The organism is Mucilaginibacter boryungensis, from assembly GCF_015221995.1.
Taxonomy (GTDB): domain Bacteria; phylum Bacteroidota; class Bacteroidia; order Sphingobacteriales; family Sphingobacteriaceae; genus Mucilaginibacter; species Mucilaginibacter boryungensis.
Genome location: NZ_JADFFM010000001.1, coordinates 2,826,010 through 2,844,599, shown reverse-complemented (window position 1 = coordinate 2,844,599; position 18,590 = coordinate 2,826,010). Strand labels below are relative to the sequence as shown.

Annotated in this window: 15 protein-coding genes; 7 read left to right on the top strand and 8 right to left on the bottom strand. The window is 44.0% G+C overall.

Annotated features, from left to right (window positions below; translation table 11 throughout):
• Window positions 1-70: 70 nt before the first annotated feature.
• Complete coding sequence (locus IRJ18_RS11990) at window positions 71-544, top strand: DinB family protein (protein WP_194106435.1); 474 nt, start codon at window positions 71-73, stop codon at window positions 542-544.
• 68 nt (window positions 545-612) lie between these two features.
• On the opposite strand, the gene IRJ18_RS11985 is transcribed toward IRJ18_RS11990, so the two are convergent.
• A complete protein-coding gene (locus tag IRJ18_RS11985) occupies window positions 613-1,905 on the bottom strand; it encodes an alpha/beta fold hydrolase (protein ID WP_194106434.1) in 1,293 nt (430 codons plus the stop codon).
• Window positions 1,906-2,123: 218 nt separating this feature from the next.
• Here IRJ18_RS11985 and IRJ18_RS11980 point away from each other — a divergent pair, with 218 nt between their 5' ends.
• Window positions 2,124-4,556, top strand: a complete 2,433-nt coding sequence (locus IRJ18_RS11980) for an outer membrane beta-barrel family protein (protein ID WP_194106433.1) — start codon at window positions 2,124-2,126, stop codon at window positions 4,554-4,556.
• Here IRJ18_RS11980 and IRJ18_RS11975 read toward each other — a convergent pair.
• The 5 genes from IRJ18_RS11975 to IRJ18_RS21150 form a co-directional block, all read right to left on the bottom strand.
• Entirely contained in the window at window positions 4,553-4,939 is a 387-nt protein-coding gene (locus IRJ18_RS11975; protein ID WP_194106432.1) for a DUF1634 domain-containing protein, read from the bottom strand. The two genes, IRJ18_RS11980 and IRJ18_RS11975, sit on opposite strands and share 4 nt — an antisense overlap.
• Window positions 4,939-5,775 carry a sulfite exporter TauE/SafE family protein gene (locus IRJ18_RS11970; protein ID WP_194106431.1) on the bottom strand — a complete coding sequence of 279 codons (837 nt, stop codon included), beginning with the start codon at window positions 5,773-5,775 and terminating at the stop codon, window positions 4,939-4,941. Before IRJ18_RS11970 ends, IRJ18_RS11975 begins: the two co-directional genes overlap by 1 nt.
• Window positions 5,776-5,925: 150 nt before the next feature.
• Complete coding sequence (locus IRJ18_RS11965; RefSeq protein WP_194106430.1) at window positions 5,926-6,504, bottom strand: MarC family protein; 579 nt, start codon at window positions 6,502-6,504, stop codon at window positions 5,926-5,928.
• Window positions 6,505-6,684: 180 nt separating this feature from the next.
• The gene (locus tag IRJ18_RS11960) at window positions 6,685-8,241 is read right to left on the bottom strand and encodes an amino acid permease (RefSeq protein WP_194106429.1); all 1,557 of its coding nucleotides are present in this window, start codon (window positions 8,239-8,241) and stop codon (window positions 6,685-6,687) included.
• Between the two features lie 639 nt (window positions 8,242-8,880).
• The gene (locus IRJ18_RS21150) at window positions 8,881-9,012 is read right to left on the bottom strand and encodes a hypothetical protein (RefSeq protein WP_262893273.1); all 132 of its coding nucleotides are present in this window, start codon (window positions 9,010-9,012) and stop codon (window positions 8,881-8,883) included.
• Window positions 9,013-9,463: 451 nt separating this feature from the next.
• Between IRJ18_RS21150 and IRJ18_RS11955 the strand changes: the two genes are divergently transcribed.
• The gene (locus tag IRJ18_RS11955) at window positions 9,464-9,718 is read left to right on the top strand and encodes a hypothetical protein (protein WP_194106428.1); all 255 of its coding nucleotides are present in this window, start codon (window positions 9,464-9,466) and stop codon (window positions 9,716-9,718) included.
• Window positions 9,719-9,830: 112 nt separating this feature from the next.
• Here IRJ18_RS11955 and IRJ18_RS11950 read toward each other — a convergent pair whose 3' ends face one another.
• Window positions 9,831-12,068: a sodium-translocating pyrophosphatase gene (locus IRJ18_RS11950; RefSeq protein ID WP_194106427.1), complete on the bottom strand. Its 2,238-nt coding sequence runs from the start codon at window positions 12,066-12,068 to the stop codon at window positions 9,831-9,833.
• Between the two features lie 225 nt (window positions 12,069-12,293).
• On the opposite strand from IRJ18_RS11950, the gene IRJ18_RS11945 reads away from it, so the two are divergent.
• From IRJ18_RS11945 to IRJ18_RS11935, 3 genes are read left to right on the top strand one after another with little or no spacing between them, the layout of a single operon-like run.
• Window positions 12,294-13,766 (top strand): APC family permease, encoded by a 1,473-nt coding sequence (locus IRJ18_RS11945; protein ID WP_194106426.1) that lies wholly within the window; start codon window positions 12,294-12,296, stop codon window positions 13,764-13,766.
• Window positions 13,738-15,150: a D-alanyl-D-alanine carboxypeptidase/D-alanyl-D-alanine endopeptidase gene (gene dacB, locus IRJ18_RS11940; protein ID WP_194106425.1), complete on the top strand. Its 1,413-nt coding sequence runs from the start codon at window positions 13,738-13,740 to the stop codon at window positions 15,148-15,150. The genes IRJ18_RS11945 and dacB overlap by 29 nt, the downstream gene beginning before the upstream one ends.
• A 56-nt stretch (window positions 15,151-15,206) precedes the next feature.
• The gene (locus IRJ18_RS11935; protein WP_194106424.1) at window positions 15,207-15,608 is read left to right on the top strand and encodes a hypothetical protein; all 402 of its coding nucleotides are present in this window, start codon (window positions 15,207-15,209) and stop codon (window positions 15,606-15,608) included.
• A 134-nt stretch (window positions 15,609-15,742) separates the two neighbouring features.
• Here the strand turns inward: IRJ18_RS11935 and IRJ18_RS11930 are convergent, their stop codons facing one another.
• Window positions 15,743-17,581: a UbiD family decarboxylase gene (locus tag IRJ18_RS11930; RefSeq protein WP_194106718.1), complete on the bottom strand. Its 1,839-nt coding sequence runs from the start codon at window positions 17,579-17,581 to the stop codon at window positions 15,743-15,745.
• 105 nt (window positions 17,582-17,686) lie between these two features.
• On the opposite strand from IRJ18_RS11930, the gene IRJ18_RS11925 reads away from it, so the two are divergent.
• Window positions 17,687-18,529: a bifunctional helix-turn-helix domain-containing protein/methylated-DNA--[protein]-cysteine S-methyltransferase gene (locus IRJ18_RS11925; protein WP_194106423.1), complete on the top strand. Its 843-nt coding sequence runs from the start codon at window positions 17,687-17,689 to the stop codon at window positions 18,527-18,529.
• Window positions 18,530-18,590: the final 61 nt, after the last annotated feature.

The window sequence follows — 18,590 nt, the reverse complement described above, 5'->3', positions numbered from 1 at the left end:
ATATTAATAGGGCTATTTTTTAAAATACAATATGCTTCAACTATTCGGATAGGAATGCGTTATTTAGCGTATGGATAATCAGCAAAACTTAATTGATGAATTAGTAAAACTGCTGCAAGGCGGCGGCGCGCATGCCAGCTTGAAAAAAGCTTTGGATGGTTTGCTGCCCGAGTTGCGCGGCGCAAAGACAAACCATTTACCTTATTCCATTTGGCAATTGGTTGAACACATCAGGATAGCGCAATGGGATATGCTGGAATTTAGTAAGGATGGCAACCACCAATCGCCTAAATGGCCCGATGAATACTGGCCAAAAGAAGCTTTCCCGGCAGATGATGATGCCTGGAAAAGGTCGGTAAAGCAAATTAATGATGATTTGAGCGAGTTTATCGGGTTGTTAAAATCTTCGGACATTTATGCCCCCATACCCCATGGCAGCGGACAAACCATTTTGCGTGAAGCCCTGCAAATAGCCGACCATAACGCTTATCACACCGCGGAAATTATTGTGATCCGCAGGTTGCTTGGAGCGTGGAAGGGGTAAACTCACCCCGACCATGTTTCGCTGGTCGCCCACTCTTCGCTTGCGGTGGAAGAGGGGTTTTAATTATATTACTTTAACTTATTTATAAACGCTACAATGTTCGTCACCAACTCCGGCTTAATAGGCAGGTTAGGGTCTTTGTAGGTTTCCAGGTTTTTATCCTTATCGGCAGGGGCATCTTTTAAAACATGGTTCATACCGGGGATAATAACCAGTGTAGCGTCAGATTTGGCTTTCTTCAGTTTTTCGGCGTCGGCTACAGTTATCTGCAAATCGTTGGTGCCTTGTAATATCAATACGGGAATCTTCAATTTCTTCAACTCGGCTTTAGGCTCGTGGTACATCCACGACCGTAAATAGGGTTGTACACTTGGCCTGGCCAGGCCAAATAACGATGGGTCGACCCTGTCGGTAGTTTTGCCTTTTCTTAAACTATCCAGTACAACTTTAAAAGCATCCTGCACAAACTGCGGTTTCGATTTTAGTTGTTCAGTAAGTATTTTATCCGCTCTTTCGCCAGCACCGGCAACAGAAATAAAACCAGCTACTGGTTGGTCGGCGCAGGCCAGCATCCCTACCAGCGAACCCTCGCTATGGCCCAGCACAAATACGCTTGAGAAACGGGCATCACTATGCAGCATACCTATCAGGGCTATGGCGTCATCGGCATAATCATCAAAGCGTAAGTCAGCTTCTTTAGTATTGCTGGTGCTTTGGCCAATCATACGTTTATCATAACGTAATGTAGCAATGCCGTTTTTTGCTAGGGCGCTTGCCAATAACTTATAACTGTTTGCACTAACCCCTAACGGGTTATTACCATCCCTGTCGGTAGGCCCCGAGCCGGCAATAATTAGCACTACCGGCACCTTGCCTGTTGCCTTTTTAGGTATACCCAATGTCCCGGCAATATTTCCTGTAAATACCTTTTGCATTACGGGGATTTCTATCATATCCGGATCGCTTGATGTGGTTGCAGTCGCTGCTGTAGTTTTTGGCTGTGCAGGCTGTAAAAGCAGCCCGATGATCTGACCAGCTTTATTTAGTGACAAGCGTAAAGTAAGTGTGCCATTTTGGAAAGCGGCATCATATGTAGCTATAGGGTCGTTAAAGCCAGTAAAAGTTGTTTGGTTCAATGCGCCCAATTGCGTTTTTAACTGAGCAGTTGTGGCCTTAAATTGATCGGCTGTTAAAGCATTGCGCATTTCGGGCCCAAATATTTTATAAATACTATCGGGTTTGTTGCTGTTATAAAACAGTTTAAACTTGTTTACAATTACCCCGTAATTGGCAGGTTCGGTTTGTGCATAAACCACAGAAGCAAATAGCAGTGTAAATATTAACGGAAGCAGTTTTTTCATTGTCAATTATATGTTATGCAAACTTAAAATAATTATGACGCTGTTCAGCGTGTATAATTATTAAAAATACAGCAGGGGAAATATGTAATTATAAGAACTTTCACGAGAATATTACGTATAATGCCTATCCAACCTTGTTACGATGTATTAATTTTGTTACTATATTGCACAAGATTAATACAGGATATATATAGTTTAAATTCTACTCGGCTATTTTAATGAGGATATCTTTTGGGTGCTTCGTAGCAGGCTTCATTTTATTGCTATGCAGCAGTGCTAATTCGCAAAATAAGTTTTCCGGTATACAGGGGCAGTTTGTTTTGCCGAATAAAGCACTGAACGACACCATCACAGTTTTACTAATTCACCTGCCCGATTCGGCTATAGTTAACACAACAATCACTAAAGGCAAGGGTCTTTTTCGTTTCAATAATGTTTTGCCCGGCACCTACGCTGTAAGCATCCATCATCCCTGTTATCAGAAATATGCAAGTCAATCTATTGTAGTAAGTGGTTCGGGCCTGGTTTCCATGGGAACCATAACTTTGCATCCGGATATCATAAACTTAAAGGAAGTAACTATAACCAACCCCAGGGCATATATTGAAACCCGGTATGATAAAACCGTATTAAATGTTGAAAAGGGCATTATGGCCGAGGGAGTAAGTGTATTAGATGTATTGGGCACAGCGCCAGGTGTACGCATTAATTCGGCCGGCGATGTTTTATTGCGGGGAGGGCAAAAAGCATCAATTGCCATTAACGGGCGTATCCTTAATCTTGCATCGGCAGATGCGGCAGAGCAATTGAAGAATATGCCCAGCGGTAGTGTTAACCAAATAGAATTAATTACCAATCCATCGGCTAAATACGATGCGACAGGGGCAGGAGGTATTGTAAACATCATCTTAAAAAAAGGACAGGATGAAGGGTTTAACGGTTCGGTTACCATGGGGGCAGGGTACGGCGATTTTTATAAGCTCACGCCGTCGTTAGCATTAAACTATCGCACCAAAAAATTAAACTTTTTTGGAAATTATGCTTTTAATGATAATCATACCGACCATACGATCAATATCGACAGGTATGTTGGCAGCACAGCCAGGTATGATGAGCATTATTATAATCAACAGAAAATTTACAGCAGTACTTATAATTTTGGCGCGGATTATAGTATTGATGATAAACACACGCTTGGATTTTTAGTTGTAGGTTCTTTTAGTAATAATTTTATTGATAAAAATACCGTAACAACTATTGGAACCAGTACTGCTGCCGACTCGTCTCTAACTACCTTAGCGGTACTAAACCGGCGCATAAATACCATTAATTATAATCTTAATTACAGCGGCATACTGGGAAAAAGCAACCAAACCATATCTGCCGATGCTGATTACTTTTTATATAACCGCAATTCGTTCGAGGATTTGAACAGTACGATGTATAATGTACATACTAATATTACTGGCAACCCTATGTTTTACCGTAATGAAGCGCCAACCCATATTATGAATATTTCGGGGCGTGTAGATTATATTAATCCGATATCACAGGGGCGCCGTTTGGAGGCAGGATTGAAAACTATTATTGCAACAAACGATAATATTCAACGTTTTGATAACGTGGTTAACGATGTGCACACGCCCAACCCATTAATTAGCAGTCAGTTTAATTATAATGATAATATCAGTAGTGCTTATATCAATTATATAGCCACACCATCGGCCAAATTTAATTACTTGTTGGGTATGCGCGTAGAGCATACCGGATCGGACGCTGATAATCCTAACTATCACATTAGCGTGAAACGTAGTTATACTGATTATTTCCCTACGGTGGTGCTTAATTATACACTAAACACCAATCATAGCTTAACATTTAATTATAACAGGCGTATTGACCGTCCTAATTACAGCGACTTAAACCCACTGATAGCGTACCAGGACAGATACAACATTACCACAGGGAATGCTTACTTAAAGCCATCATATCAGGATAATATTAGCATTACACATACTTATAAAAACAAATTCGGCGCTAAGTTATACGCTGCTTTTGTGCGCGATTATAACAATTTTACCTACTTCGCCCAAAGCGATATTTCGGGATTGTTTATTACCGGGAAAATAAATTTGAAACAGGCTACTACCTACGGCATTGAACTTACCGCCCCTGTTACCATTAACGATAAGTGGTCGGCATTTTTTGATGTTGATGCTAATTTGCAGCATTATGTTGATTATGCCGGGCTCCTTAATAAAACAACCCCCGATGCCATTTTTAAGGTTAATCAGCAAGTACAATTACCTGCCGACCTTACTTTTGCACTATATGCCGATTACGAGGTAAATACATTTTATGCTATGTATAACTATAGGGCCAACTATAGTGTTATGCCCAGCTTTAGCAAAAGGTTGTTTAACAAACGTGCCACCCTTAGTTTTTCCGCAAAAGATATTTTTAATACCGACCGTAACCGCTACAGTACGGATTATGCTAATTTAAACATGGTTGGATATGATAAGAGAGAAACCCGGATATATTCCCTGAGTTTTACTTATCGTTTTGGGAAAAGTTCGGTAAAAGCGGCACGTAAACATACTACCGGTAATAACGAGGATTTGAAACGCGTTAATCCCGGCACCAATTAACCGGCATGCCCGGTTAGCATGCTGATGAAGATGATCAGCAGCACTGCGATAGTTATAGCGGTATACAACCAGTCTTTTTCTGCAATAAAACCAATTGCCGAGCAGCATACCCTCAGTACCGGGGTGGCTACCAGCAATAAAATTCCTGCTTGTATAATGGCCCTGCCCCTGAAGGCCAGTATGCCGTTAATAATGCCCGAGGGGTTAACAAAATCGGGGACGCCATTAAATGTACTGTAATTGGTAAGGCTATGGCCGTGCCGGTACAAATAAACCACCCCGCCAAAAAATACTACGGCTATTGATACAATAACCCCCACACGCAGCACCCAGCCAATAGCCACCTGCATATCCTTATCCTTAAAATTTGGTTGTGCCGCCATTATATTTTCCCCGTTAAGCCGTTGTATATCATTTGGAATGCCAGTATGCCCACTACAATAGTAAACAGCCAGCGCAACCAGCCCGATGAGGTGGTATGTACCAGTATTTTCGATCCGCTTAGCGCGCCTAATAATACACCCACTACTACAGGCATGGATAAGCCCGGGTCTATATAACCGCGCTGTAAATACACCACCGCGCTGGCCGCCGCGGTAACGCCTATCATAAAATTACTGGTAGTGGTTGATACTTTAAAAGGGATGCGCATAATGGTATCCATGGCCAGTACTTTCAGCGCACCTGAGCCTATACCCAGCAAGCCTGATATCAAACCGGCAAACACCATCATAAAAAAACCGCCGCCAACATTACATACACCATATTTTACAGGTCCGTTGGGGGTGGGGAACGTACTGTTCAGCCGCAACGCAGTAGCCGCGGCGCTGCCTTCGGCATTTATTACCTCCACCTTTTTAATGAACGACATTACAGCCGAAAAGGCAAGTATTAATCCAAATATCACGGCTATTACATGCGTTTGCACATGCAGGGCCAGCATGGCACCGGCTAGCGCCCCAATGGTAGTGGCTATCTCTAAAAACATGCCGATACGTATATTGGTGATCCCTTCTTTTACATAGGCTGCCGCCGAGCCGGATGAAGTAGCGATGACCGACACAAGCGAAGCGCCGATAGCATAATGGATATTCACATGCAGGCCCAGGGTAAGCAGCGGTATAATAATAAACCCGCCGCCCAGGCCCGTTAATGAACCCAGCAGCCCGGCGAAATAAGCACCGATAAGGATGATTAAAGTAAGTACAATTACCGACATAATAAAGGCGAATGGGCTGCTAAATTAGTAATTAATTTATGCCACAAAGGTTATTTTGCAGTATTTAAGTACCCTATAAAAACCATAGATTAAGCGTAGAAGGCCGATAATACTATAAATCTGAACCCGCCAATAATTGAATTCGCAATGCTACAAATGTGTATTGCTTCTGAATAGTTTTATGGCTATGGCTAAAAGGATAATGCCAAAGGCTTTTCGTAAAATATCTAAACCGGTTTTGCCCAATAAATGCTCTAAATATTTTACATTTTTAAGCACCAGGTAAACCACAATAGTATTCAGCACAATACCTACAATAATGTTTTGGGTTTGATATTGCGATTTCAGCGATAGCAGGGTGGTCATGGTGCCTGCGCCGGCTATCAGCGGGAAAGCGAGGGGGACTATGGATGCTGTAGAGGAAACTTCTTCCTTAAACACCTTTATGCCCAGTATCATTTCCATAGCGATAATAAATATCACCAGCGAACCGGCAATAGCAAACGAGGGTATATCTAAACCTATAATTTTCAGCAGTTCTTCGCCCACAAAAAGGAACAGCACCATCAGCACCAAAACAGCTACCGAGGCCTTCTCCGATTCGATATGGCCCACGCGCTGCCGCAGATCGATAATAATGGGGATGGCGCCCAAAATATCAATAATGGCAAATAGTATCATGGTAACAGACAGGATCTGCTTGGGATCGAGGATAAAATATGAGCTCATAAAACTGTTTCTTAGGCGTGTAAGTTAAAGCTAAACAAAAATGCAATGAAAAAGTATAGCTGGTCAAAAGAATAATAATCCGATGGAGTGATCGATCCGCAGGTTACACATCTCTGGCTATTACAAACAAAAAAGGCCCTGATATATCAGGGCCTTTTTTGTTAAATTTATATAGGAATACTATTCCACATATTTAGGGTTGATCGGGTCTTTAGGGATATCGATAACGCCTTTACGTACGTGCGAGCGCTTAACCGAATAACCAAAGTAAATCACAAAGCCTATCAGCAACCACACGATCAATCGTGCCCAGTTTTCCCAGCCTTCGCTTGCTATCATACATAAACAGATGGCGGCGCCCAGCGGGCAAACGATCATATACATAGGGGTTTTAAACGGACGCTCGATGTTCGGGTCGGTGTTGCGCAGTATCATTATGCCTAAACAAACCAGCACAAACGCAAACAGGGTACCAATGCTTACCATGTCACCAACAATACGGTCGGGGATAAAGCCGGCAAATATCGATACAAACACAAAGAATAACCACTGCGATTTGTATGGCGTGCGGAATTTAGGGTGCAGTTTAGAGAAAATTGACGGTATCAAGCCATCGGTGCTCATGGTGTAGAACACACGGGTTTGCCCCATCAGCATCACCAGGATAACCGAAGAGAACCCGGCCAAAATAGCCACAGTTACCAGCGAAGCTAACCAGCCATAACCAGGCATAAAGGTTTTAATAGCATAAGTTACAGAAGCTTCTTTACCTTTGATCAGGAAATCGGTATAAGGCGCTAACCCGGTTAATACGTGCGAGAAAAGCACATAAAGGATGGTACAGAACACCAGTGATATCAGGATGCCTTTAGGCATATCTTTTTGCGGGTTTTTAGCTTCCTGTGCTGCGGTAGATACGGCATCGAAACCAATAAAGGCAAAGAAAACCACACTTGCACCGCGCAGTACACCCAGCCAGCCGTGGTTAAACGTATCGCCGTAATTTATGGTGCCGGTACTGGTTACCACACTGCCTTTATCAGCAGGGATAAGGTAAGGAGTGTGGTTAGCCGGGTTAATAAAATGCCAGCCCAGAGTAATGATCATTAATACAATGGCCACTTTAACAATTACAATAATGTTATTTACCACGGCCGATTCTGCCGTGCCTTTTATCAGCAACAGTGTAAGCAGCAGGATAATAAATATAGCAGGCAGGTTAACTATACCATGCACACCTACCTGGTCGGCATACATGCCGCCGGTGGTGATAGAGGTTTCAAACGGCGAATGGCACCATTGGAACGGTATGTGGAAATGGAAAAAAGTTTCTAAAAATTCGTTAAAATACTGTGCCCAGCCTATAGATACGGTAGCGGCGCCAAGGGCGTATTCCAGCACCAAATCCCAGCCTATGATCCAGGCAATGAACTCGCCCATGGTAGCATAGCTGTAAGTGTAAGCCGAACCGGCGATAGGGATCATACTGGCAAACTCGGCATAGCATAAACCGGCCAGCGCGCAACCTGCGGCTGCAATTAAAAAGGAGATAGTAACGGCCGGACCAGCATGTTCGCCTGCTGCCGCTGCTGTACGCACAAAAATACCCGCGCCAATAATAGCGCCAATACCCAGGGCAATCAGCGAGCCGACACCCAGTGTTCTTTTTAAGCTTTTTTCTGTTTCGGCCGATGCAGCCATCAGTTGCTTAATAGGTTTCTTAATAAATAACTTCATTGTTTAGTTAAAGTAAAGTTTGTTCATGTTCTCCAAACCTAATTAATTTTATTGATATGATAAAACTGCCATTGTAACAAACAAGTTTTAAAACAAAATTATATAGTACTTTTTGAGGCCAACAGGTTAAGGAATAGATAGTACGGATACGAAATGCCGAAATAAATGTAGGTGGGGCGTTGAAAGTCGTAAAGTCTTAAGTTAAAACTCTTAAGCCCTATCACCATCCCGTCATTGCGAGGGACGAAGCAATCTCCCGATGAGTATATCGGTTTTGTATAGCTCTGCAATTGCTTTGTTCTTCGCAATGAAGTTAAAGAGTGTTTTGTAAATGAAAGCCAGTTTTTCATAACAGCCGGCAGCCCCGCTATCCGTTCCAACTCCTCATTGCGCTGCGCTTCATTCCGGGGTTTACACTATTATCAGGTTTAGGTTGAGCGGATAATGCTGTTTAATCATATGGTCATTGCTAAGCGATAGCAATCGCATAGGATGATTAATAATCTACCGGCCTTGTGGGCGTAACAAATAGAGGACACTGGCAGTAACGGAAGGCAGTTAAAATTAAATTTTGTAAATAATAAAGCCCTTGATTTATCATCAAGGGCAGTCAGTTAGTTTCCATAAAATTAAGTTATACTATTTCTTCTTTCCACTGGCTTGTGATAACACAGAACCTGCAAGGCTTTTTGCCACTTTTGAAGAATTCGGATTTTGTAAAACCTTTGAAGCTTTACTGGCTTCTTTTGGTGAAGATTGTTTTTTATTCATGATTTAACCTTTATTGCATGATGGTGAACAATATGCACAGCCGTCGGCTGTTGGATATGTCTTTTTTGCTTCTGTGACAGCCCCAGAACAACTAGAGAAATCACCCAAATAGGTCTTACTAACTACTTGATTTAACCAACTACAACCTTCTTTGTGCACCTCATGGTCGCCACTTGCTTGTGCATGGTTGTTAACATAATACTTACTCATAATTATATATATTTAATATTAAACATTAGCTAATTTATGTAGTAATCGTAATAATTGGTTATGATAATTATTAACAATGGCTATATTTATCAACAATTATCTAATAATATTAGTATTTATCATTGTGGTTAATAAATATTGCTTGGTATTTTAATATTTGGCTGCCTGTATTTACACCTAAATATTTTTAAGTGTTAATCATCCAAAACAAAACCGTACAATTGCGCCTTAATAATTTACTATGGCATGTAACCTCACCATCAATTTTGCCCAGCCGGCAAGCGTGATGATCCAGACTTTAAAATCGAAAGTAACCGCCCAGGGCGGCACCGCTGAAGGCGATGAGACCGCCGGGACTATCCGCGTACCTTTATTGGGCAGCCACATCAGCGGCAGTTATACCATTAACGGTCAGCAGGTCAATATCGTTATCGATCATAAACCGTTCCTGGTTAGTTGTAAACAGATAGAAAGTTTTTTAGCGGGCAATTTGTAATCATCTGCTAAAAGGCATTTCAAAAGTGTACTATAATAAAAATGGCCCCGATTTTCGGGGCCATTTTTATTATGATTGAATGCCGTTGTTGGTGTTGTCCACCAGCAACAATTTATGCTTTCTTATCAGCGTGTATCACATGAGTGATCATAGAGCGCTGTTGTAACTCTTTTTGTATCCGCTTGTTTTGGTTCACTTCTTTATGCAGATGAGGCGCAATAACCAGCGATACGATAGACATCAGCTTGATCAGGATATTCATTGAAGGGCCTGAAGTATCTTTGAACGGATCGCCTACAGTATCACCTGTAACCGAAGCTTTGTGCGGTTCAGATTTTTTGTAGTAGATCTCGCCATTGATTTCCACGCCTTTCTCGAATGATTTTTTAGCATTATCCCACGCGCCACCGGCATTGCTTTGGAAAATACCCATCAGCACGCCCGATACGGTAACACCAGCCAATAAACCACCTAATACCTCAGGGCCGAATACAAAACCGATAATGATAGGGGTGATCAGCGCGATCAAACCCGGAGCAACCATCTCGCGGATAGAGGCTTTGGTTGAGATCTCCACGCATTTCTCGTACTCGGGTTTGGCTTTGTGCTCCATAATGCCCGGTATTTCGCGGAACTGGCGGCGTACTTCGTGCACCATCGACATAGCCGCGCGGCCTACAGCCGAGATACACAAGGCCGAGAAGATGAACGGGATCATACCGCCTATAAATAAACCGGCTAAAACGTCGGCTTTGTAAATGTCAATATGCTCGATACCTGCAACACCCACAAAGGCTGCAAATAAAGCCAGTGAGGTCAATGCCGCCGACGCGATAGCGAAACCTTTACCGGTAGCGGCAGTAGTATTACCTACAGCATCCAGGTTATCTGTACGGTGACGAACTTCTTCAGGCAGTTGGCTCATTTCGGCAATACCACCGGCGTTATCGGCAATAGGGCCAAACGCGTCGATAGCTAATTGCATAGCGGTAGTGGCCATCATACCGGCTGCAGCAACCGATACACCATACAAACCCGCAAAATGATATGAACCATAAATACCGCCTGCTAATACAATGATCGGCAATACGGTCGATTCCATCCCGATAGCTAAACCACCAATAATGTTGGTTGCATGCCCGGTTGATGATTGACGGATAATGCTCAGCACCGGGCGTTTGCCCATAGCGGTATAGTATTCGGTAATGATAGACATTAAAGTACCTACTATTAAACCTACCATAATAGAAAGGAATACGCCGGTTTTATCAAAAACCAACGCGCCTTCTTTAACAGCGCCGGTAGCATCTTCATCGCGTATTAAATGTAAATAGCCTTCAGGCAGCATCCAGCGCACTACAAAAAAGGTGGCCACCGCAGTTAATACGATAGACATCCAGTTACCCAGGTTCAATGCTTTCTGAACGCTGTCGGTTTCGTTTTTGATCTTCACGAATGAAGCGCCAACGATAGAGAACAGCAAACCTAAACCGGCTATTACCATCGGCAATAAAACTGGGGCAATACCGCCAAAAGCATCATGTGATACAATCTCGCGGCCCAGTACCATGGTAGCCAGCATAGTTGCCACGTACGATCCGAACAAGTCGGCGCCCATACCGGCAACGTCGCCTACGTTATCACCAACGTTATCGGCAATAGTAGCAGGGTTACGCACGTCATCCTCGGGGATACCGGCTTCCACTTTACCTACAAGGTCGGCGCCAACATCAGCAGCTTTAGTGTAAATACCGCCACCCACACGGGCAAATAGCGCGATAGATTCGGCACCTAACGAGAAACCTGCCAATACGTCGAGCGCCTTAGCCATAGCTTCGTGGTTTACATCGCCGCCGGTGTTTTTAACATACACCGTATAAAATATGATGAACAGGGTACCTAAACCCATTACAGCTAAACCAGCTACGCCTAAACCCATAACTGTACCACCTGTAAACGATACTTTTAAGGCTTGCGCCAGGCTTGTTTTAGCAGCCTGGGTAGTGCGTACGTTTGCTTTAGTAGCAATGCGCATCCCCACAAAACCGGCAAATGCCGAAAGGAACGCGCCAATTAAAAACGAGATGGCAATAACCGGGCTTGATGTAGCCACAGTGGTACCCGAATAAGCTAATAATAAACCTGCAACTACTACAAAGTAGCTTAGTATTTTCCATTCAGCACGTAAAAACGCCATGGCCCCATCGGCTATGTAACCGGCCAGTTCGTTCATGTTGGCGTCTCCGGTTTCTTGTTTAGTAACCCAGGCCGATTTAACGATCATGGCCAGGATACCAATCAATCCAAAAACAGGAATAAGGTAAATTAAGTAAGTGTTCAAAAAATCCATAGTTATCTATTAGGTTTATTATTTGTTTTATACGTTAAAAAACGAAAGGGTGTAAAAATAAGGCTTACTTGCAAATTACCAAACTTATTTTCTTAACAACAGGAATATTTAATAGACTTTAATGAATATGGAGTTGTAGTGCTTTAAATGCATAATTATGGCCGTTTTTTTAATCAATTACGATTTTTTTAATAGCTTAGGACTTTAAACCAATCACCAAAACACATGGAGGAGAACACCGGGAAACCAAAAATGAAACACGCCCTGGGCCTTTTAGACGGCACCATGCTGGTGGCCGGATCAATGATAGGGTCGGGGATATTTATTGTAAGCGCGGATATTATCCGCAATGTTGGCTCATCGGGATGGCTCATCGCTGTTTGGGTGCTCACCGGTTTTATGACCCTGACCGCTGCCGTAAGTTATGGCGAACTGAGCGGCATGTTCCCCAAAGCGGGCGGACAATATGTTTACCTGAAAGAATCGTACAACAAACTGATCGCGTTCCTTTACGGCTGGAGCTTTTTTGCGGTGATACAAACCGGCACCATTGCTGCGGTAGGGGTGGCGTTTTCTAAGTTTGCGGCTTATGTAGTACCCGATAGTTTAAAGCTTTATTTCAGTGAGGATCATATTTTGTTCAGCATGCCGTGGGGTAGTGGACACACATTTACTTTAAGCGCCGCGCAATTGGTGTCCATAGCATTGATAGTGGTACTTACCTATATCAACACCCGTGGCGTAAAGGGCGGTAAGATCATCCAAACTACTTTCACACTAACCAAGCTGCTAAGTTTATTTGGGTTGATCATCTTCGGCCTGTTGGCTATGAAGCCCGAGATATGGCATGCCAATTGGGCCAACGCCTGGCAAATGCACGGTCTTGATAAGAACGGTAATAGCTTAAATACAGGCTTAACAACGGGCGTGGCTTTAGGCGCTATTGCCGCAGCTATGGTAGGTTCTATATTCAGCAGCGATGCCTGGAATAACGTAACCTTTATTGCCGGGGAAATGAAAAACCCTAAGCGCAACATCGGTCTTAGCCTTTTCCTGGGGACACTTATTGTTACCATCATTTACGTATCGGCTAACGTAATGTACACCGCAGTTTTGCCTTTGCACGATATTGCTTCGGCGCCAAAAGATAGGGTAGCAGTAGCGGCATCGACTGTAATATTCGGTAATATAGGTACCATCATTATAGCGCTGATGATCATGGTATCAACCTTTGGTTGCAATAACGGCCTGATTCTTTCCGGCGCGCGTGTTTATTATACCATGGCAAAAGATGGCTTGTTCTTTAAAAGAACAGGCACACTTAATAAAGCCGCCGTGCCCGAGTTTGGTTTATGGATACAGTGCCTGGTAGCTTCTATATTATGCCTTAGTGGTACTTATGGTAACCTGCTGGATATGATATCGTTTGTGGTGGTATTATTTTATATCCTTACCATCTTCGGCATCTTTATCTTAAGGAAAAAACGCCCCGATGCCGAGCGGCCATACAAAGCCTTTGGTTACCCGGTATTGCCTGTTATTTACATTTTAATGGGCCTGGCTTTCTGCGGACTATTGTTAATATACAAGCAGGAATATACCTGGCCTGGCCTTATCATTGTTTTAATTGGTGTACCTATTTATTATATAGCTAATCGTAACAATAAAAATGAGGGTGAAGAAACCGCTGCTGCTTAGTTTATTTATAATTACCATAAGCGCTTCGGCGCAGGATCTGCAACAAAAACTGCAAACCGCATACGGGCGCTTGCAGCAGGATAGCCAGTGCCGTTATGCATCGGTATCGTTAACCGTGCTGGATGCCAAAACCGGCGAAGTGGTATTTGCCAATAACGCTGATATGGGTCTGGCGACGGCATCTACGCTGAAAACCATCACCTCAAGCACAGCGTTTTTTCTTTTAGGTAAAGATTTTCAATATCAAACCAAGGTTGGTTATACCGGTACTATTACTGCCGACGGTACCCTTAACGGCGATATCATTATTAAAGGTGCCGGTGACCCGACACTGGGCAGCTGGCGTTATGAAAATACTAAAGAACATTCGGTATTAAGTGTCATTACCTCGGCCATTCAAAAGGCCGGAATAAAAAGAGTAAACGGCCGTGTTATCGGTGATGAATCTGCTTTCGGTACGCAATCTATCCCCGAAGGCTGGATATGGCAGGATATCGGCAGCTATTACGGTTCGGGGACATCGGGATTAGTGTGGCGAGAAAACCAGTTCGATATCAAATTAAAAACAGGCCCGGTTGGTAGCCAGATAGGGATTACAAACGTTGTACCCGCCATGCCTTACTATCAATTTAAAAGTGAGCTTATCAATGGTGCCGCCGGGACAGGTGATAGGGCATATCCCTCGCTGCCTGTAGGTAATACCACCTTCTATCTGCGTGGGAGTTATGCCGTTGATAAATCTGAAAAAAGTATTTCTGTAGCCCTGCCGGACGGGGCTTATGATATGGCTTATCGTATAATTGATACCTTGAAACGTTTAGGATTGAATGTTAGCGGCACTGCCGAATCCGTTAATACATTGAACACAAAAAACCAGCCGGTGCCGGTGATACAAAAACCACTGCTCACCATTGCTTCGCCTACATTGAGCAAGATAGTTTACTGGCTGAATAAGAAAAGCATTAACCTGTATGCCGAGCAGTTGATTAAAACACTGGCCTGGCAAGCAGGTAAGCCGGTAACTACTGCCAATGGCGTTAAGGTTTTGCAGGATTTTTGGAAGGCCAAAGGTATTGACCCCAACTCGCTTAATATCGTCGACGGCAGCGGCCTCTCTCCCGGCGACAGGGTAACCACCCGGACTATGGCCACCATTCTAAAAATTGACAAGGCCACCGATTGGTTCCCCGATTTTTATGAAAGCTTGCCTACTTATAATAACATGAAAATGAAAAGCGGCAGCATCAACAACGTACTTACTTACGCCGGTTATCAAAACCATAATGGTCGTGAACTATGCTTTTCTATTATGGTGAATAATTACAGCGGGTCATCAGGTGTAATTAAGCAGAAAATGTTTCGGGTGCTGGATGAATTGAAGTAGGTGGTATTTAATGTAGAGTCACAAAATTTTGTGACTCTCTCTTATGTTAGAAGAATATGAAAAAGATTTACATCACATTATTTTCATTGCTAATCCTTTTGGCTGCATGCCAAAACAAAAAGGCTAACCCCTCTGACGACATTAAAAGCATTACCATTAAAAATACCGAACTGGGCCGCCAAACCATGTTCCGCATTACCTGCGAAAGCTTTGATAAATACTTCCCGAAACCGACGGTTACCAATGTGATAAGCAAAGCCGGTATTGATACCCTAATGCGCGTGTTGGGCGATATGAAAGTGATAGACAACGATCAGGAACCCGATGTGCGCGGTAAAATATACATCACCCATAAGGATAATAAAGTAGATACCGTTTGCCTGGGTACGCAGGTGGTTAAATACAAACAACTCACTTACGAAACGCCGCAGAAACTGTTGCTGATTATTCAGCAATAGGGAACAACGCAGTGTCATTTCGACCGTAGGAGAAATCTTATAAGCGCAGCCGGGCTTCATATATAAGATTTCTCCTCACGCTAATACACAGTCTGCGCCTGGTTCGTTCGAAATGACATTAGAGGGTGAAAGCATTAAATAATCCCTTCCAACGCACCGCCTTTCTTCCCCAATGCATCCACTCGCTTCTCAACCGCAGGGTCCTTTTCCAGCACAGGGGCATGGTGTGGTTTAATGCGCGCGTCAATGATCAGTGGGCCCTTGCAGCCCCAGTGTTTGTGCTCGGTAAAGCTGTTAATACCATGTATATCGTGCGATGGGTTACTGCGGGTAAAGGTTACCCAAACCAGGTTGTTGATGTTTTGGGCTGTGAAGCGGGCATCATCGCATAAAACCAATAGCGGTAACCCGTTCAGGTCCTGGTTTTTCAGATGGTCGTTAAGGGTTTCAATCTGTGTATTGGTTTCCTGTTCCGTAGTATATTTAGGCGCTTGTATCGCTAATATACCCGGCATGGCCAATTTAAAGCCGGTGAAGATATTAGGCAGATCAAATCCTGCAGGTAGTTCTTTCCAAAGCTCGCGCTTAATCTCACCCGCTACCGTAATGGCAACCTTACTGCCAGAATTTAACCCGCTGCCGCTATAGTCAAGCGTATCAATAGTGGTGCGGGTGTGGAAATGCAGGTCGCGGGTAAGGTCGACACGCTCTAATATGTGGGTTAGAAAGCCTTCAATATCATTTACATTCAAGGCCGGGTCATCTTCTTTAGCAACGATGAATAAGTATTTGGCCAAGCTCAGTTGGTTCTTCCCAAAAATATGGTTGGCGATGGTCAGGATCTCCTGTGGTTTGCGCTCTTTAATATAAGGCGTGTAACGCTCGCTGCCAATGGCAAAGAGCAGGGGGTGTACGCCAGCCGCGTCCACCGCGTTTACGGCATGCAGGCCCGGAATTTCCTGTGGCAGGGCCGAGCCGGTTATTTCATGAATCAGCGCGCCAAAACTGGTATCTTCCTGCGGTGGACGACCAACCACAGTGAACGACCATATCGCATCCTTACGGTGATACACATTATGCACTTTCAATAACGGGAAAGTGTGCGTTAGGCTGTAATATCCCAAATGGTCGCCAAAGGGGCCTTCGGGTTTGTTCTCATGCGGCATCACGGTGCCGGTTATCACAAAGTCAGCGTCGGCAGATATGCAAAAGCCTTCGTTATCATAAAAATACCTGAACCGGCGGTTACCCAAAGCTCCCGCGAAGGTCATTTCAGATAACCCTTCGGGCAAGGGCATTACCGCCGCTACCGGGTGCGATGGCGGCCCGCCTACAAATATGCTCACCTTCAATGGCTGGCCTTTTGCGTTGGCTTTGGTTTGATGTACACCAATGCCCCGGTGCAATTGATAATGCAGACCAATTTCCTGATTCAGTATATATTCGTTTCCGGCTAACTGGATGCGGTACATACCCAGGTTGGCATTCATCACGCCGGGTTTGTCAATATCTTCGGTATAAACCTGTGGCATGGTTACGAAAGGCCCGCCATCCATAGGCCAGTTTACAATTTGCGGTAACTCGCTGATCTGTGTTTTGCCGAAGTTGATAGGGGCATTCTTGCTAACTTTCATAGGCAGGGCGGAGAAAGCTGTCAGCGCTGTATTGGCATATTTAAACGGATGTTTTATAGCCTGCATCGGGTCGGTTTTAATATCGACCAATGTTTTCACCTTATCCAGCGTATCTCTGAAAATAAAGCGTGACCTGTCCAGCGTGCCAAATAAATTAGATACCGCCGGGAACTTACTGCCCTTTACATTTTCAAAAAGCAGGGCCGGGCCCTGGTGTTCAAATACGCGCAGATGTATGGCCGCCATTTCCAAATAGGGGTCAACTTCCTGTTTAATGCGGATTAAGTGCCCGCTTTTTTCAAGATCGGTGAGGCAGGATTGTAAGCTGTTGTAACCCATTCGGTAGTATAATGAACTGGCCAAAAATAGGTAAAAAAACATCGCAAGTTTCGGGTTTTATAGCTTTTGCCTGCGGTATACTTTTGTTTCATAAATTTGAAACACATGGAAACCCAGGAAGCAATTAACTACCAGCGCATAGCTGAGGCCATTACCTATTTAAAAGACAATTTTAAAGCCCAGCCAAACTTAGATGAAGTAGCCGAAAAAGTACACATCAGCCCGTTCCATTTTCAGCGGATGTTTACCGATTGGGCCGGGATTAGTCCCAAGAAGTTTTTGCAGTATTTAAGCATCGATTATGCCAAGAACCTGCTTAAACAAAACCGTGCAACCTTAGCCGACACCGCTTTTGAAACAGGCCTATCCGGCACAAGCCGCCTGCACGATCTGTTTATGAACATTGAAGGCATGACCCCGGCTGAGTACAAAAACGGCGGGCAATCATTAAGCATCAACTACAGCTTTGCCGAAACACCTTTCGGGCAGATACTTATCGCGTCAACCCATAAAGGCATTTGTTATATGGCTTTCGCAGATGATATGACAGCGGGGTTTGAGCTGCTTGCCGCGCAATTCCCCAACGCTAATTATAACCAGATGGTTGATACTATTCAGCAAAATGCCCTGTACATTTTCACACAGGACTGGCAAAAGTTAAACCAGGTAAAGCTTCACCTGAAGGGCACGCCATTCCAGCTTAAAGTATGGGAAGCACTGCTGCGGATACCCATGGGCGGCCTAACCGATTACGGCTCGCTGGCGCAAAGTATCCAGGCGCCAAATGCCTCGAGGGCGGTGGGCAGCGCGGTGGGGAGCAACCCGGTTGCTTTTTTGATCCCATGTCACCGGGTTATCCGGTCGACGGGTGATTTTGGCCAGTACCATTGGGGCGCAGTCCGCAAGACAGCTATGATAGGCTGGGAGGCGGCGCATAGTAGTCATTAGTCATTACGCTTCGCTGTCATTGGTTAATATTGCTGAGATTGTCATTAAGCGCCAAATCATG

What these genes read in the sequence shown, in the direction of transcription:
- IRJ18_RS11945 (WP_194106426.1), top strand. Translation starts at nt 12,294, where the DNA reads ATGGAGGAGAACACCGGGAAACCAAAAATGAAACACGCCCTGGGCCTT.
- IRJ18_RS11925 (WP_194106423.1), top strand. Translation starts at nt 17,687, where the DNA reads ATGGAAACCCAGGAAGCAATTAACTACCAGCGCATAGCTGAGGCCATT.
- IRJ18_RS11935 (WP_194106424.1), top strand. Translation starts at nt 15,207, where the DNA reads ATGAAAAAGATTTACATCACATTATTTTCATTGCTAATCCTTTTGGCT.
- IRJ18_RS11960 (WP_194106429.1), bottom strand. Translation starts at nt 8,241, where the DNA reads ATGAAGTTATTTATTAAGAAACCTATTAAGCAACTGATGGCTGCATCG.
- IRJ18_RS11950 (WP_194106427.1), bottom strand. Translation starts at nt 12,068, where the DNA reads ATGGATTTTTTGAACACTTACTTAATTTACCTTATTCCTGTTTTTGGA.
- IRJ18_RS21150 (WP_262893273.1), bottom strand. Translation starts at nt 9,012, where the DNA reads ATGAATAAAAAACAATCTTCACCAAAAGAAGCCAGTAAAGCTTCAAAG.
- IRJ18_RS11975 (WP_194106432.1), bottom strand. Translation starts at nt 4,939, where the DNA reads ATGGCGGCACAACCAAATTTTAAGGATAAGGATATGCAGGTGGCTATT.
- IRJ18_RS11970 (WP_194106431.1), bottom strand. Translation starts at nt 5,775, where the DNA reads ATGTCGGTAATTGTACTTACTTTAATCATCCTTATCGGTGCTTATTTC.
- dacB (WP_194106425.1), top strand. Translation starts at nt 13,738, where the DNA reads ATGAGGGTGAAGAAACCGCTGCTGCTTAGTTTATTTATAATTACCATA.
- IRJ18_RS11965 (WP_194106430.1), bottom strand. Translation starts at nt 6,504, where the DNA reads ATGAGCTCATATTTTATCCTCGATCCCAAGCAGATCCTGTCTGTTACC.
- IRJ18_RS11990 (WP_194106435.1), top strand. Translation starts at nt 71, where the DNA reads ATGGATAATCAGCAAAACTTAATTGATGAATTAGTAAAACTGCTGCAA.
- IRJ18_RS11980 (WP_194106433.1), top strand. Translation starts at nt 2,124, where the DNA reads ATGAGGATATCTTTTGGGTGCTTCGTAGCAGGCTTCATTTTATTGCTA.
- IRJ18_RS11955 (WP_194106428.1), top strand. Translation starts at nt 9,464, where the DNA reads ATGGCATGTAACCTCACCATCAATTTTGCCCAGCCGGCAAGCGTGATG.
- IRJ18_RS11985 (WP_194106434.1), bottom strand. Translation starts at nt 1,905, where the DNA reads ATGAAAAAACTGCTTCCGTTAATATTTACACTGCTATTTGCTTCTGTG.
- IRJ18_RS11930 (WP_194106718.1), bottom strand. Translation starts at nt 17,581, where the DNA reads ATGGGTTACAACAGCTTACAATCCTGCCTCACCGATCTTGAAAAAAGC.